This window comes from Sphingobacterium sp. WOUb80 (assembly GCF_050058145.1).
In the GTDB taxonomy this organism is placed as follows: Bacteria; Bacteroidota; Bacteroidia; order Sphingobacteriales; family Sphingobacteriaceae; genus Sphingobacterium.
The window spans coordinates 1,971,347-1,986,596 of record NZ_CP165617.1 but is presented as its reverse complement, the minus strand read 5'-3'; the positions used below and the strand labels follow the sequence as shown (position 1 = coordinate 1,986,596).

Below are 15,250 nucleotides of genomic sequence, written 5' to 3'. Positions count from 1 at the left end.
TTATAACCTTCCTTTCTCCTCCATATTGCTGGATTCTATTCGTTTTGTTTTAAAAGCGGAGCCAGTTTTAAAATTATATATTAAAGAAAGGGAGCTTACCCGCGATTGTTCCTTATGGCTTATCCAAATTTTAGTATTGTTAAAATAACTTGTGGCCTTGTAATTATTTGTGTAAAAGATATCGCTTACGTTTGCTTTCGCAATAAGCTGATCTTTAAGAAATTTTTTCTGGATTCCTAAATCCACAGTTCCGATGGCTTTCGTGATAATATTTCCAAGTAGCATTTGAGGTGTATAAAATGCATTCAGATTTATACTGTAACCTTTGCCACATGAGATTTCTTGGTCGGTTTGTAATACAAAAGAAGCTTTTTGTAAATTAAAATAAGGTGAAGTGGAGTGGGTATGCGTGAATAAAAGAGTATTCGTACTTGTCCACCAGGATACCCATGAAACAGGTGCGCTTAAAGTGACTGTCCATATTTTGTTCGTTCCAGCGTTGTCCTTAATAACCGTCAACAGTTCGTCTTCGACATTGTTGCGTATAATCTGTGCAATCGCATTTTTAGTATGTGAATAGCTCAAAGCGGTATAATATTTTTCTTTCCACAGTCCGCCCATCTCAACTGAATTTGTAAATTGTGGTTTCAAATGAGGATTTCCCGTTTGTACAGAATAATTATCAATGTAATATTTATATGGATTTAAATCAAAATAGGAGGGTCGCCTTATTCTGCTGTTGTAGGAAAGTGAGAGGTAGTTGCTTCCCTGTGTATTTAGATTCTTCTTTAAAAAAATACTTGGAAACCAATTGAAATAATTTTGCGATAGGCTGGCATTTTGATTTCCCAAAAGTTGTCCATGGACATCGGACTTTTCAGCTCTTAAGCCCAGTTGATAGTCAATTTTTGCCCATTTCCCGGTATAGTTTGCATAGGTAGCATAGATTCTTTCTTGATAATCGAATTGGAAATCAAGTGTGGGTATGGGTAACCAATCTTGCTGAAAAACTTCATAGTTATTGGTATTCATGATATCTGTTGCTGTCGCCTTAAGACCCACTGATAAATTGCTTCCGGTTTTAGCTATCCAATTGTATTTGGCATCAGCGGTAAAAATTTTCGCTGTGCTGGGATAAGCTAATCTAAATAAAGTATCAGCTATTATATGGCCACTTGCATCGATATCTGTACTGTTGCTAACACTATTTCCTGTCCGTTGATTGAGTGTGTAGTCAGCCACAATGGTAAATTTGGAGTGTAGACTGTCCGTTTCAATGGAGTAGTTTAATCCGAAGTTTTGATAATTGGATTTTGATTCTGAAGGAAATCTTCCTGATGAAGTCATGTTTTTAGTCGGATCGGGATAATTGATTGTCGAATGGGCCAGGGATGGCCCAATAAAACGACTGTATTGACCTGTATAGGAAAATCCTAAAAATTCTCTTCCAGAGATATCGTATGTAGCAGCTGCTCTTATCCGGTTATTCCTGTTTGTTTGGGTATTTTCTGTTGCTTGGTTATATGTACCAAGGTTTGGAAAGTTCCGTTGCTGCTTCAGTTCCTCATATGACTTAGCATGGGTATATGAATAGCTCGTCATTAGGCCAATTTTGCCCTTTCGATAATTTAAAGCTGTATAAGGGTTGTATGTCGCGTATTTTCCAAGACCAAGGGCATAGTCATTGCCAACATGGCCATTGATGCCTTGTATATTATGTTTTTTTAATATGATATTGATGATACCTCCACTACCCTCAGCATCAAATTCTGCTGAGGGGTGTGCTATAATCTCAATGGATTGGATATCATTAGAACGCAATGTTTGAAGGTAGTTTTTGAGATCATTTCCTGCTAGATTGAGGCTTTTGCCATCCACAAGAATACGTGTCCCCATAATGCCATTAATGGAAATTTGCCCATTATTAACAAATACTCCCGGTGCTATTTTAAATACATCTAAGGCTGATTTTCCTACAGCGTTGGCTGTTTGTGCAACATTCATGACAAGACGGTCAATTTTTCGCTGTATCATAGGTTTCCCTTTGCTTACAGTTACTTCATTTAATATCTGGTTGGTTAATAGTGATTTGGGTATAATAAATTCTAATGTCTCTTTAGATTCCTTTATTTCGATTTTCCGCTGTATTTTAAGAACATTTTCAACGTGAATAGAAACAAGGTAGAGACCTTTTTCGGAGAGAGCTAAGTCGAAGTTGCCGTACTCGTCTGTGATTTTTTCAATTATCGTATCTTTCTTTGTTTTCAATGCTTGAAAGGATACTGTAGCATAGTGGAAGGGCGCACCATATTGATCAGAAACTTTTCCCGTGACCGCGCTTTGAGCAAATGAAAAGCTATTGATAGAAATTGTGGTAAGACTAATGGTAATTAATTTGATCATAAATTTTGAATAGTTATCCAAAACTATGTTCATATATATTTTCATTCAATTTTTTGGGATATAAGATGCTGCTTTAGGGATGAAAGGGGTAGATTTCATGATGAGCTATTTTGTAGTTGGCAGATTCATTTTTGCTAAAAATGAAAAGGATAAAAAATCATTGTTCCGAAAACAATTTGAAGTATTGGACAGTTACAATTTAAATTGTACTTTCATAACGTTTTTTAACAATGGGAGATATTGATATTTTATGATCACAACCAAGTATTTTAACTATCGACAAATATTCAATTTAGCTGGAGCGCATTTGATATGGCTTACGTTATGGTGTTCTTTGGTGGCGGTCATTTATTATTTTTTTAATTGGCAGTGGATGATAATTCCATGGGTTCCCTTGGCATTGATTGGAACTGCAGAGGCGTTTTACGTTGGTTTTAAAAATAATCAAGCCTATGACCGACTTTGGGAAGCTCGAAAGATTTGGGGCGGAATCGTCAATTCGAGCCGTTCTTTTACGGCGATGTTGTATGCATTTGATACCGAAGATGGCGATCATACAGATTTAGAGGAGAGAAGAAAAAGGATTGCTTATCGGCACATTGCCTGGCTGTATACTTTTCGTGAGCAATTGCTCGTCCCGACGGAATGGGAGCATATCAGTTTAAAAAAACACTTTGGTTCAATGAATGTTAAAAGGAATAGACTGATAAAAGCGGGCTTTCCAGATTACAGTAGAACATCTATTTTTTTGCATAAATATCTTCCTACAGAAGAACTTAAACTACAGCGCGAATACAAGAATTTTGCGACTTATTTGATTTCAAAGCAAGCCAAGGAAGTCAATGCGTTGAAGAATGATAGAATTATTTCGGATTTCAATCAAACTCAATTGCAGAATTGTCTCAATCAGTTTTATGATTATCAAGGACAGGCAGAAAGAATAAAAAAATTTCCTTCACCAAGACAGTTTGCCAGTACAGCATTTGTCTTTAATGTTATCCTCATTATTCTGCTTCCATTGGGGCTAGTGAACGAATTTGCAAAATTGGGGGATTGGGGAATATGGACCAGCATTCCTTTTTGTGTGGTCATTGGATGGATCTATATTGTGATGGAATTGGTAGGGGATTATACCGAGAATCCTTTTGGAGGACTTATGTTTGACATTCCTATGCTATCCATTTGTAGAACAATAGAAATTGATGTATTGCAAATGATAGGTGATAAGGATCTTCCAGAACCCATTGCATCGAAAAATGGTGTACTGGTTTAAGTTTCTATAGACCTATTGCTATTGTGTTTTTTACTTCAGCGATCATAAAGGAGCTATGGGTGCTTGCGATATGCTGTAGACTTGTTAGTTTTGTTAGCATAAAATTACGGTAATCTGCCATGTCCTGAACACATATCTTCAGAATATAGTCGTAATCACCACTAACATGGAAGCATTCCGTTACTTCCTGAAGATTTATTACCTCTTTTTCAAATTCCAGGATAAACTCCTTTTTGTGTTGTGCTAGTTTAACATGACATAATACCAAAAAATCTTTGGCTATTTTCTGTCTATCGAGTATTGCGACATAACTTTTGATAATTCCTGTATTTTCGAGCTTACGCACACGTTCGTAGACTGCTGTTACGGATAAATTGAGTTTATGGGAAAGTTCTTTAGTGGTTTGTTTTGCGTCTTCCTGTAGAAAAAGCAATAATTTACGGTCAATTTCGTCGAACTGCATAGATTTTTTTTTGGTTTTCTCTAATTATTTTTACTTCAGTTAGTTCTTTTAACTAGATATTGTTGTTATAATAGATTTATAATCTAATATATGTATAATTCCTTGTAATCTAATTTGAAATATCCCAATTTTAAAGATAAAAACATGGAAGATTTTAATGCAGCAAATGAAATCCAAGATTTGCAATATTTCGGTGAGTTTGGAGGGGTAAATCCATCAATATCTGATAGTTCTACTTATACGTTTCTTTCCGCTAAAACAATGTTTGATACATTTGAAGGAAATGCGGAAGGCTGTTATCTCTATTCAAGGCATTCATCGCCAATGAATTTATATTTGGCGCAGGCCTTAGCGAAAATGGAGAATACAGCTGCAGCCAATGTAACCTCTTCAGGCATGGGGGCGATTACAACAGTTCTTCTTCAGCTTTGTAAAAGTGGTGACCATATTATTTCAAGCAGGACGATCTATGGTGGAACTTATGCTTTTCTCAAAAATTTTCTTCCGCCGTTTCAGATTGAAACAACGTTTTTGGACATTAATGATTTTGAGACACTCGAGAACTCAATAAGGCCCAATACAAAAATTGTGTACTGCGAAAGTGTGAGCAATCCTTTGTTGCATGTGGCAGATCTAAGGAGATTATCGGCGATATGTAAAAAGTATAAGCTAAAATTGATTGTTGACAATACGTTTTCTCCACTTTCTATTTCACCAATACGCCTGGGGGCAGATATTGTTATTCATAGTTTAACCAAGTTTATCAACGGCAGCAGTGATACAGTGGGTGGGGTTTATTGTGCGAGTCAGGAGCTTATCGATGACACTAAAAATGTGAACACAGGAGCATCTATGCTGTTGGGGCCAACCATGGACAGTTTGCGTTCGGCGAGTATCTTGAAGAATCTACGTACACTTCATATACGGATGAAACAGCATAGCCATAATGCCATGTATCTCGCTGAGAGGTTTGAGAGAGACGGATTAAAGGTTTCTTATCCGGGATTGCCATCTCACCGAGATCATGAATTAATGAAAAGCATGATGCACGAGGCCTATGGTTTTGGTGGTTTGATGACTTTGGATGTGGAAACAACTGAAAGAGCCAATGCATTGATGGAGTTGATGCAGTCTGAAAATTTGGGATATCTTGCCGTAAGCTTAGGGTTTTATAAGACATTGTTTTCCTGCTCAGGTAGTTCAACATCGTCGGAAATCCCCGAGCAGGAACGTCTAAAGATGGGAATTTCAGATGGATTGATTCGATTTTCTATTGGCTTGGATCAGGATATCGAACGGACATATCAAAAGATGCGAACATGTATGCAGAAGACCGGGGTTCTGAAATAATATGGATCATGTATTTAGACCTAGAATAAGACATCTTGACATGTATGGCCTGATCGTATCCATGCTTTACTATCTGTTGCGGATTAAAATAGTTCCAATTGTCACAGGGAAATCAGTATTTAGAGTAGAACGGTTTAAGAATCTAAAAAATAGATCTTTTGGCATATCATTAGCAATTTTAAATCAATACGTTATCGATATGGCAAAGCGACTTTTACTGATATTATCCCTATTTGCGTTAGGTGACATCTATTTTTTTCAGGCTTTCAGTACTGTTATTCAAGGTTCAATCTGGCACAACATGTATTGGTGGTTAGATGTACTGTTGTTGTTTGGGGTTTTTACCCTAATTTTTTTGCGAAGGGCGGGATATGATGTTCAGCATACAGCGACCAGTCTGATCACCGCATTTTTGATTGTCTTTATACCGAAACTGCTTGCTATTCCGTTTTTATTTATAGAAGATCTTACTCGTATTTTTCGTTCCTTTCCACCACGGAGCATTTTTTTAAGTGAGATTGTACTTCTTTTGGGCGGAGCGATGTTATTGCTTATTTTTTTCGGCTTAACGAGAGGCCGTCATTTTTATAGGGTTCGGGAAGAGGTATTAAGTTTTCCAGATCTTCCGGAGGAATTTGATGGGTTTAAAATTACACAGCTTTCGGATATCCATTCGGGAAGTTTATCTGATATCAAAGGAGTTCGTAAAGGTATCGAATTAGCAAACGCACAACACAGTGACCTTGTATTATTTACGGGGGATTTGGTGAATAATAAAGCTTCAGAAATGGAACCCTGGATTTCGGACTTTAACCGGTTGAAAGCTCCCGCAGGTAAATTTTCGGTACTTGGAAACCACGATTATGGAGATTATGTGCAGTGGGAAAGTGCCGAATCGAAAACTTCAAATTTGAATAGGCTGAAAGAAATACATCATGAAATGGGATTTAAGTTGCTGTTAAATGAATCTATTGCGATTGAGAAGCAAGGAGCCCGAATTTCATTAATTGGTGTTGAAAATTGGGGAAAAGGTGGGTTTCACCAATACGGCGATCTAGCAAAGGCAACCCTTGGATTAGCCAAAGATACGTTCAAAATATTGATGTCTCACGACCCTTCACATTGGGATCATGTTACACTTGGGCATGATCAGCATGTTCATCTAACCTTGGCCGGGCATACACACGGTATGCAGTTTGGAATAGAATTGTTTGGCTTTAAATGGAGTCCGATCCAATATTTTTATAAACAGTGGGCCGGACTTTATCAAAAAGAAGGAAAATACCTATATGTCAATCGTGGTTTTGGTTTTCATGGCCTAAAAGGCAGGGTAGGTGTTTGGCCTGAAATTACGGTTATTACATTGAAAAAAAGTATTACCTGACTTTCTGGCACATGATAGGGTATTCAGTTTAACTTCAATCAATGAGGTTCATTTCCTTTAACTGCTGAAAGATAAGTTGATCCACGGCAGAGGTTCTATCTTTGTCCTTATAGGTTAACCATTCAAATGTTTCAATTTCATTGGCTGGAAGCAATACTCCTTCGAAATCAGAAAAGTAGCAGATCATTCTTACGAGCGTATCTTGATTTCGTCCATCGGCGATTGCTTCAAAGGTGCCCAAAAGGCGCATTGATTCTTCGACTATGTGCACAGAAAGCTCCTCCAGTATTTCTCTTTTTAAACAGGTAATATCGGATTCATTATTCTCTCGTTTACCACCGGGAAAGTAAAATTTTGTTTTAGTCTTGGATCGTGTACTCAGGATTTTCCTATCTTTAATGTTAATTAAAGCAACTTTGTCTATTATTTTATGCTGCATGTTACAAAACTAGCCATTGAGAATGAAAAATCAGATAGCATGGTGAAATACTTCTTGAGATTTTATTCAAATTTGAGTATTTAAAAGAGGATGAACCTTTATATTCCTGATGTTAGTATCTTAACAATTTCATTGAAGCCTCTTTGTTTTGCGTGTTGCAAAGGGCTTGTTCCATTAAAATCAGGAATATCCAATTTTGCTCCAGCATCTTTGAGAATCCGAACGATTTCCTGATATTTTTTACTTCCGTCACCGAGTACAATTGCTTCCATCAAAGCAGTCCATCCTAAACGATTGACATGGTCCAAGGGGAAATTTTTTGTATTGGCTAATAATTTTACCGTTTCGACGTGACCGCGCTCGCATGCAGGGATCAAAGCTGTGCCGTTATATCTATTAAATAGATCAAAACGAGCTCCGTGATCTAAGAATAGTTTGACAAGTTCTGTCTGTCCGCTTGCACCCGCATATAAAAATGGGCTATCCATATTGTCCGCTTGAAGGTTGACGTCGGCACCATATTTTACCAATAATTTTGCCATTTCAAGATGTCCATTGTTTGTTGCAATAAGCAGGAGAGAGCGTTTGTTTGCATCTTTACTATTCACGTCGATATTGTTTTCCAACGCATTTCTGACCCCTTGTATGTCATTCTTGTTGACCAATTTAATAATATCTTCCTGCGGCGCAGCTTCAGTAGCGGGGCTTTCTGTGAATGCTGAGCGACACGAGTTGGTTAAAGTCATCATGATGAGGAATATTAAAGTTGTTTTCATCTTTTTTTGATTAGTGCAATTTCATCAATAAGCAGTTGAAGAAATTCCGATACCTTTCACAAAAATAGTAGATAACAGTATTGCTGCAATGTAGTTTTCATCTCATCCGTTGGAGAATTTATTCCAGCGACATATTAGGAGATTCATTATTCACGTCATTTTTAGATAATCGTTAACACCTCGTTTTCCAGTCGTTTGGTCGGCTATTGTTGTTTAAAGCGAACGCTGTGATAAATTGTTCAAGTATCGGGATGTATTCTGCAAAGCATCCGAGGGAAACATTGCGACCTTTGTTCAGCAAACAGATGCCATTTCTATTGTCTTATCGTTTATTGATGACCGGAAATGGCTTTTATCAAAATAAATATGAAAGCTAAAACATATCGTTTAAAAAATGTATTACTGGAGACTGGTTTTGAGTATGAAGGTAATGAAGTTGTAAGGACAAACACCGCTTTACATACCGTCGAAGTTGAAGATGGTAAGATAAAATTGCTTAAACCCAATGATCCAAATGTAAATGCTATTGACGCAAAAGGACATCTAATGCTACCGGCCTTTAAAGATATGCATGCACATTTGGACAAAATGTTATTTGGTTTGCCTTGGGAAGCAGTATCTCCAACACGACATACCGTGAAGGATATGATCGCCTATGAACAAAAAATGATTCCCACATGGCTAAATACTTCTGTAGAAAGAACGGGTAAAATGCTGGATTTTTTGCAGGCCTATGGAACCGATTTTATTCGATCACATTTCAATGTTGATCCAACATCAGGACTGAAATCTCTATCGAACTTAGAAAAAGCACTTGCTTCAAAAGAAGGTACTGTGGAAGCTGAGCTGGTTGCTTTTCCACAGCATGGTCTCTACTATACGGAGACATTACCTATTTTAAAAGATGTTGCAAAATTGGATGCAGTAAGTTTTATCGGTGGAGTAGATCCATACTCCCTAGATGGAAGCATAGAAAGAACCATGGAACAGATTACCAAGTTGGCGCTCGATAATAAAAAAGGGATCGATATACATCTCCATGAGATGGGAGAAAGTGGTATAAAGACAATTGAGTTTTTGATCGATCGAACGTTAGAAAATCCAGCATTGAAAGGAAAAGCTTTTGTAAGCCATGCCTTTGCACTTAGTCGTCTCACCAATGTGGAGGCAGAGAAAATAGCAGCACGTCTTGCAGAGGCAGGAGTTGGGATTGTTTCCTCAGTGCCTTTTGGCAACATGATTATGCCAATACCAACACTGCGAAAATACGGTGTGGAAGTATTGGTTGGTAACGACAATATTCAAGACCATTGGAATACTTTTGGATCTGGTAATATGCTTCAAAAAGCGAATCTTATTGCAGAGCTATATGGTTATGGGACGGAATTTGGTTTATCAAGAGCGCTTGCTTTTGCCACGCGTTATAAATTACCTTTGGATAATCAGGGTAATCAGCAGTGGCCAAAAGTAGGGGATGAAGCAAGCATGGTTTTTGTCGATGCAAGTTGTTCGGCAGAAGCAGTTTCGCGTATTTCGCCAGTGACATCACTATTGCACAAAGGAAATATTGTATTTTAAATGGGGTTCTTATAACGCTATAAAGCAAGTATCTCCTTATTGCATATCGCAACAGAAATATTGGAAAAGAAAGAACAATTATATGTGGGAGCCAGTTATTATAAATGACTGGCTCTTTTGTTATCTTGATATAACAAGATTGAAAGCTAGAATATAGCTATTATTGGGTTTGAATATAGATGATCACTGAGGATCAGGTTTAAACATTTAAATATGGAATTTTCACCATTTAATCATGTTGTAAAGCTTTGCATACAAGGAATGCGTATGGAAGAAGAAGGCAAAGCTGATGAAGCATTAGATTTTTTTATGCAGGCTTGGGCAGACGCTGCTGATGACCATGAGAAGTTAATTTCGGCCTATTTTGTAGCAAGACAACAAAAAACGGTGCCTGATCGCTTACATTGGCTTCAGATAGCCTTAGATCACGCTTTGGTAATAGAAGATGATCGGGGAAGCAGCGCGCTACCTGGACTCTATTCGAAAATTTCCGAAACCTATACAGACTTAAGGGAAGAAGCAATGGCGGCTGAATATGCTAGATTGGCATCTTCCTATAGGAATAATCTGGTTGATAAGGGCCCTTTCTACCATGGTACAAAAGCAAACGCGCAAATTGGAGATTTATTGACGCCTGGATTCAATTCCAATTATAAGGCTGAATTTAAAATGAACCACATTTATTTTACAGCCATGATGACTGGAGCCGGATTAGCAGCGGCGCTAGCAAAAGGCGATGGCAAGGAGCGGGTATTTATGGTTGAACCTACCGGTGATTATGAGCATGACCCTAATCTGACGGACCAGAAGTTTCCCGGAAATCCGACACGTTCCTACCGATCGGAATCTCCATTAAAGATTATAGGTGAGGTTGCTGAATGGGCAATACCAGGTGTTCAGGAACTTGAAAAATTTCGTGATAAACTAGATCAGAATGGTGGCGAGATTATCAATTAAGAAACCAGGAGCGGTTGCTCCGGCAATCGGAATTATGTCTTACTGATAACAATCTTACTGATGACTTCAAAATCTGAAATTCGATAATCGTCGTCAAAAAATAACCCGTTGATATAACGTTGTATTGGATAGAACAGATCGGCCGGTGTATCCCCGAAAAACGTTTTGAAATCGTTCGGAATAGAATACAGATAATTGTATTGCCCTTTACCCAAACTGATACCGCCGATCTTTTTGAGATAACCCGTTATCTTATGTTTATTTTTGTTGGAGAATGCTTCTTTCGTCTCTATAAAATAATCTTCAATGTAAAAATTACGGATATCTTGAAGATTAAGTATGCTGTTTGGAGCAGGTTTGATACGTCTTGAATAGGATACATCAACCAAAATACAACTGGCTTTATGCGCTTTTGAGAGATCAATAAAGTAGCCTTCATCGACCATAAGGTGTTTACTGTCTTTATATACACCGAGCAGCATTTCATTGATCTCCCGATCCGAATAATCGGATATATTAGAAGATCTTCCCAACTTTTCAAATGCGAGATCACTTTCACTCCAATTTTTTCTAATTCTATTAAGCTCGTGCTGTTGAAAAGTTTTTATTTTCTCCATATATAATTTGTCTAACCTTACTTTAGCGAGTTTAAAGATAATTTTAAAACTTTACTTTCATCAATCTTATGGCTTGCAAAGTGCAATTTGAATCAAATCTAATTTAATAGAGTCTTTGTTTAATGCTGTCGTACTGCGCTAATGCGCTATTTCTGAGGAAGGATAAGTGTAATAATTATTGGATTTTCCGTGTCGATATGAGGTGACATCACAGCTTTAAGTAACCCGTGTGTCAAATCATTTTGAGTAAATCGCGTCGATTCTCGGCGCGATTACGTAGTGAAGAAAGAGCCACCTGTATTAACAAATGGCTCCTACGATTTTTTTATTTTACAGCCTTAAGCACGATATCTAAGGTGAATTCATCATCGATGGCGCGATTGCCTAAGTCGGAGAAAAAGCTTGCTGAACGATACTGTATATCAAAGTCCAGTCGATTTACCTTAACTCCTATAGCTTCAGCAGAAAGTCCGTCTGCAGTTGTGGTGACTTTTGCTGGAAAGGAGATCGATTTTGTTTTATTCTTAATCGTCAGATTACCCGTTATGATTGGATTACCTTTGCTATTATCAACTTTACTGATGACAAATTTACTGCTGGGGTAGGTAGGCACATTGAAGAAATCTTCATTTTTTAGATGCCCGGTCAATTTGGGAGCATCAGTACAAGCCATGGAATTCATATCTATGGTAAAACCACCGCCGGTAATTTTCCCCTTTTCTGTCTGTACCGTTCCTTCTTGTATATTGATTGTTCCCACATGTCCCCCGACAACTTTTTTCGCATTCCATTTGATCGTCGAATTTTGCGTGTTCACTTTGTAGCTTATCTTTTGGGCGAATGCCATTGATGTTAAGCAAATAATTGCTAGCGTTAGACTGGTTCTTTTCATTGAAGTGATTTATATCAACTCAAATATACATGGTCTCGTGCGGATACTTCTATGTTTAAACTTGTTTTTTTGTTTGCGCAATGTCAATATTATACTCGACTTCTTTATCAGTCGGCAATAGCGACTAACTTAGCACAAAGTAAATCGTGGATCGAAGATATTTTCGTATCCGAATTTTGGTCTATAAAAAAAAGATAATATGATTAAATCGAAAGGTTATGCGGCAAAAGACAGTAGTTCTCCACTTGAGTACTGGGAATTTGAAAGAAGGGAGCTTGGTGCAAACGATGTTTTAATAGATATCTTGTATAGTGGGATCTGTCACTCCGATATTCATCAAGTGCATGATGAATGGGGGGGAACACAATACCCGATTGTGCCTGGTCATGAAATTGTAGGCCGCATCAGCGCAGTTGGTCCTGAAGTGACTAAGTTTAAAAAAGGTGATCTAGCTGGTGTGGGCTGCATGGTTGCCTCTTGTGGAGAGTGTGACAACTGCAAGTCGGATCAACAACAGTTCTGTTCAGAAAAGAAGACCGTCTGGACCTATAATAGCAAGGATGTGATGCATGATCACAGCTATACATTTGGTGGGTACAGCAATAATATTGTTGCGGATGCAGATTTTGTGCTTCATGTGCCCGAATCCTTGGATATCAAAAAGGTTGCACCGTTGCTTTGTGCTGGGATTACGACTTATTCGCCATTAAAAAGATGGAATGTAAGCAAAGGTCATAAGGTAGGGGTACTGGGTTTAGGTGGATTAGGGCATATGGCGGTCAAAATTGCAGTAGCTATGGGAGCAGAGGTTACCATGATAAGTCACTCGCCGCGAAAAAAGGACGACGCAGCTTTGCTTGGCGCACATAAGTTCTTGAATACACATGAAGCGGATGAAATAAAAGAGTTCTCATCGTATTTTGATTTCATCATCGATACCGTATCCGCACCCCACGACTACAACCTCTATTTAGCATTGCTGAAAACAAAAGGTGTTTACATTTGTGTGGGAATTCCTGCTGCTCCTATGGAGATTAATGGACGCTCCATCATGGGAGGAAATAAGATTCTAACAGCTTCTAGTATTGGAGGAATACAAGAAACACAGGACATGCTTGATTTCTGTGCTGAACATAGTATTCTTCCCGAGACAGAAATGATTGACATTGATTACGTCAACGAGGCTTATCAACGCGTATTGGACAGTGATGTAAAATATCGATTTGTAATCGATATGGCATCTATCGAAAAGTAGGAGAAAAACAGGTTGACTCCTTCGAGCAGCCTGTTTTTATCTAAACATCTTTTGAATATTTCATTAAATAAGAGTCGTGACTTTCTTCCATAATTTTAAATCCAAGCTTTACGTATAGTCTTTGTGCTTTATTGACTTTTAAAACCTGTAATGTAATTGATCTCTTCTCGGAATTTGCTTCATTTATGATCTGTTCAAAGATCTTTTTTCCGATTCCTCTGCCTTGGTATAGCGGATCGATCTGAATTTGTATCAACTCGATACTATCCTGTTTTCTTTCTATTTTTAAGAGTCCAATTGATGTTCTATTATATTCAATGATGGAGGCATGTTCGAATTTGTATTTTACTCTCAGCATATGTGAGTCGACGGTTGTCGAAAGAGAAGATGCTATTAAATGGGGATTCATAGTTTTTGTTCTTAAATCCAAAAGAAAATTCAAATCACTTTCCAGTGCTGTTCGATATGTTAATTGGGACATTACTATGTTGATGTTTTAACGGTTTAATCTATTTAGTTTGATGGGGCATATTCTGCTTAACCATAAACTCAGAATACAAGTTTCTGTAATGAGGTGATGAATCAGATGATAAATCACCCAGGGAAATTATCCTGCAATTTAGCATATTCTTATCATATCTGTATCTTCTCATTCCTACAGCTTTGCCTAAAGGCTGAATAACTAAGTTGTTTTAGATTTTTTTTATGACAATTTTATGTGACGGTTTTTGAGCCTGTCTCGCTGTGAATAGCGTAACTTTAGTGTAGTTTTTACACATATTATGTGATAAATATTTTTTATTCAATGAGACAATAAATAAATAATTTCAATGAAAAAGGTAGAAATACAACACACAGATTTGCAGATAGCACCTATTAATTTTGGTGGAAATGTTTTTGGATGGACTTTGGACCAACAGCAGTCATTTGAGATTTTAGATAAATTTGTAGGGGCAGGATTTAATTTTATTGATACGGCCGATACCTATTCATGGTGGGTAAATGGCACAGGGGGACAATCAGAAGAAATTATTGGCAAATGGCTGAAGAGCCGTGGTAATCGTCAGGATATGGTGATTGCAACAAAAGTTGGCTCGGAAACCAAGGAGCACGGCTACGATATATCAAAAAAGCATATTCTGAAATCTGCAGATGAATCTTTAAAAAGGTTGGGAGTAGATCATATTGATTTATACTATACCCATTTTGACGATAAAGTAACACCGGTGGAGGAGACGCTATCTGCTTATGATGAATTGATTAAAGCGGGCAAGGTTAGGTATATTGCAGCTTCTAATTTGTCTCCAGCACGATTAATCGAAAGCTTTGATGTTGCAGAGAAAAACGGTCTACCCAAATATGTCGCATTACAGCCACATTACAATCTTGTTGAACGGGCAGGTTTTGAAACAGATTATGCTTCGTTGGTTGAAAGATATGGCTTGAGTGTATTTCCTTATTGGTCGCTTGCTGCCGGATTTCTGACAGGTAAATATCGCACTGAAGCAGATTTTGATAAAACAGCCAGAGGGGGAGGAATTAAGAAGTATTTTGATGAGAAAGGAAAAGCTGTTTTGAAAGCACTGGATTCCATCTCTGAGAAACATGAGGCGAAACAGGCGACGGTAGCGCTAGCTTGGTTGTTGGCCAAACCCCTTATTACGGCACCGATTGTAAGTGCTACAAGTGAAAATCAATTGGAAACATTGTTTGCTGCTCCGGCGCTAAAATTGGATACAGAGGACATTGAATTGTTGAATGAAGTGAGTAAATGATGATTTTATAATTATCCAGTGATCACTTATTAGATCCCAACCATCATACAGAAATCCTCACCTTTGGTGGGGATTTTTTATTTCTGTC

14 protein-coding genes are annotated in these 15,250 nt (G+C 37.8%); 7 read left to right on the top strand and 7 right to left on the bottom strand.

From position 1 onward, the window contains the following. Positions 1–2,403 (bottom strand): outer membrane beta-barrel protein, encoded by a 2,403-nt coding sequence (locus tag AB1Z56_RS08175; protein WP_426791665.1) that lies wholly within the window; start codon positions 2,401–2,403, stop codon positions 1–3. 250 nt (positions 2,404–2,653) lie between these two features. Here AB1Z56_RS08175 and AB1Z56_RS08170 point away from each other — a divergent pair, with 250 nt between their 5' ends. Then, positions 2,654–3,676, top strand: a complete 1,023-nt coding sequence (locus AB1Z56_RS08170; RefSeq protein WP_309366909.1) for a bestrophin family protein — start codon at positions 2,654–2,656, stop codon at positions 3,674–3,676. A 4-nt stretch (positions 3,677–3,680) separates the two neighbouring features. Here the strand turns inward: AB1Z56_RS08170 and AB1Z56_RS08165 are convergent, their stop codons facing one another. Beyond that, a complete protein-coding gene (locus AB1Z56_RS08165) occupies positions 3,681–4,139 on the bottom strand; it encodes an Lrp/AsnC family transcriptional regulator (RefSeq protein ID WP_426791664.1) in 459 nt (152 codons plus the stop codon). Positions 4,140–4,283: 144 nt separating this feature from the next. On the opposite strand from AB1Z56_RS08165, the gene AB1Z56_RS08160 reads away from it, so the two are divergent. Beyond that, the gene (locus AB1Z56_RS08160) at positions 4,284–5,489 is read left to right on the top strand and encodes an aminotransferase class I/II-fold pyridoxal phosphate-dependent enzyme (RefSeq protein ID WP_426791663.1); all 1,206 of its coding nucleotides are present in this window, start codon (positions 4,284–4,286) and stop codon (positions 5,487–5,489) included. A 1-nt stretch (position 5,490) separates the two neighbouring features. Further along, a complete protein-coding gene (locus AB1Z56_RS08155) occupies positions 5,491–6,873 on the top strand; it encodes a metallophosphoesterase (protein WP_426791662.1) in 1,383 nt (460 codons plus the stop codon). A 34-nt stretch (positions 6,874–6,907) separates the two neighbouring features. Here the strand turns inward: AB1Z56_RS08155 and AB1Z56_RS08150 are convergent, their stop codons facing one another. Continuing rightward, complete coding sequence (locus AB1Z56_RS08150) at positions 6,908–7,312, bottom strand: NUDIX hydrolase (RefSeq protein ID WP_426791661.1); 405 nt, start codon at positions 7,310–7,312, stop codon at positions 6,908–6,910. A 98-nt stretch (positions 7,313–7,410) separates the two neighbouring features. Then, complete coding sequence (locus AB1Z56_RS08145) at positions 7,411–8,088, bottom strand: ankyrin repeat domain-containing protein (protein ID WP_426791660.1); 678 nt, start codon at positions 8,086–8,088, stop codon at positions 7,411–7,413. Between the two features lie 366 nt (positions 8,089–8,454). On the opposite strand from AB1Z56_RS08145, the gene AB1Z56_RS08140 reads away from it, so the two are divergent. Next, on the top strand, positions 8,455–9,666 hold the full coding sequence (locus AB1Z56_RS08140; RefSeq protein ID WP_426791659.1) for an amidohydrolase: 1,212 nt from the start codon (positions 8,455–8,457) through the stop codon (positions 9,664–9,666). A 213-nt stretch (positions 9,667–9,879) separates the two neighbouring features. Beyond that, positions 9,880–10,623, top strand: coding sequence for an NAD(+)--rifampin ADP-ribosyltransferase (arr, locus tag AB1Z56_RS08135; RefSeq protein ID WP_426791658.1), 744 nt, complete (start codon positions 9,880–9,882; stop codon positions 10,621–10,623). Positions 10,624–10,655: 32 nt separating this feature from the next. Here arr and AB1Z56_RS08130 read toward each other — a convergent pair whose 3' ends face one another. Together AB1Z56_RS08130 and AB1Z56_RS08125 are read right to left on the bottom strand one after the other, a co-directional pair. Then, positions 10,656–11,240: a hypothetical protein gene (locus AB1Z56_RS08130; RefSeq protein ID WP_153844641.1), complete on the bottom strand. Its 585-nt coding sequence runs from the start codon at positions 11,238–11,240 to the stop codon at positions 10,656–10,658. 325 nt (positions 11,241–11,565) lie between these two features. After that, positions 11,566–12,132, bottom strand: a complete 567-nt coding sequence (locus tag AB1Z56_RS08125; RefSeq protein WP_120334151.1) for a YceI family protein — start codon at positions 12,130–12,132, stop codon at positions 11,566–11,568. Positions 12,133–12,331: 199 nt separating this feature from the next. On the opposite strand from AB1Z56_RS08125, the gene AB1Z56_RS08120 reads away from it, so the two are divergent. Continuing rightward, positions 12,332–13,387 (top strand): NAD(P)-dependent alcohol dehydrogenase, encoded by a 1,056-nt coding sequence (locus tag AB1Z56_RS08120; protein WP_309366917.1) that lies wholly within the window; start codon positions 12,332–12,334, stop codon positions 13,385–13,387. 40 nt (positions 13,388–13,427) lie between these two features. Here the strand turns inward: AB1Z56_RS08120 and AB1Z56_RS08115 are convergent, their stop codons facing one another. Then, positions 13,428–13,796: a GNAT family N-acetyltransferase gene (locus tag AB1Z56_RS08115; protein ID WP_426791657.1), complete on the bottom strand. Its 369-nt coding sequence runs from the start codon at positions 13,794–13,796 to the stop codon at positions 13,428–13,430. A gap of 421 nt (positions 13,797–14,217) precedes the next feature. Here AB1Z56_RS08115 and AB1Z56_RS08110 point away from each other — a divergent pair, with 421 nt between their 5' ends. After that, the gene (locus tag AB1Z56_RS08110; RefSeq protein WP_426791656.1) at positions 14,218–15,162 is read left to right on the top strand and encodes an aldo/keto reductase; all 945 of its coding nucleotides are present in this window, start codon (positions 14,218–14,220) and stop codon (positions 15,160–15,162) included. Positions 15,163–15,250: the final 88 nt, after the last annotated feature.

Coding starts and splice junctions, on each gene's coding strand:
- AB1Z56_RS08175 (WP_426791665.1), bottom strand. CDS start 2,403: ATGATCAAATTAATTACCATTAGTCTTACCACAATTTCTATCAATAGC.
- AB1Z56_RS08170 (WP_309366909.1), top strand. CDS start 2,654: ATGATCACAACCAAGTATTTTAACTATCGACAAATATTCAATTTAGCT.
- AB1Z56_RS08165 (WP_426791664.1), bottom strand. CDS start 4,139: ATGCAGTTCGACGAAATTGACCGTAAATTATTGCTTTTTCTACAGGAA.
- AB1Z56_RS08160 (WP_426791663.1), top strand. CDS start 4,284: ATGGAAGATTTTAATGCAGCAAATGAAATCCAAGATTTGCAATATTTC.
- AB1Z56_RS08155 (WP_426791662.1), top strand. CDS start 5,491: ATGGATCATGTATTTAGACCTAGAATAAGACATCTTGACATGTATGGC.
- AB1Z56_RS08150 (WP_426791661.1), bottom strand. CDS start 7,312: ATGCAGCATAAAATAATAGACAAAGTTGCTTTAATTAACATTAAAGAT.
- AB1Z56_RS08145 (WP_426791660.1), bottom strand. CDS start 8,088: ATGAAAACAACTTTAATATTCCTCATCATGATGACTTTAACCAACTCG.
- AB1Z56_RS08140 (WP_426791659.1), top strand. CDS start 8,455: ATGAAAGCTAAAACATATCGTTTAAAAAATGTATTACTGGAGACTGGT.
- arr (WP_426791658.1), top strand. CDS start 9,880: ATGGAATTTTCACCATTTAATCATGTTGTAAAGCTTTGCATACAAGGA.
- AB1Z56_RS08130 (WP_153844641.1), bottom strand. CDS start 11,240: ATGGAGAAAATAAAAACTTTTCAACAGCACGAGCTTAATAGAATTAGA.
- AB1Z56_RS08125 (WP_120334151.1), bottom strand. CDS start 12,132: ATGAAAAGAACCAGTCTAACGCTAGCAATTATTTGCTTAACATCAATG.
- AB1Z56_RS08120 (WP_309366917.1), top strand. CDS start 12,332: ATGATTAAATCGAAAGGTTATGCGGCAAAAGACAGTAGTTCTCCACTT.
- AB1Z56_RS08115 (WP_426791657.1), bottom strand. CDS start 13,796: ATGAATCCCCATTTAATAGCATCTTCTCTTTCGACAACCGTCGACTCA.
- AB1Z56_RS08110 (WP_426791656.1), top strand. CDS start 14,218: ATGAAAAAGGTAGAAATACAACACACAGATTTGCAGATAGCACCTATT.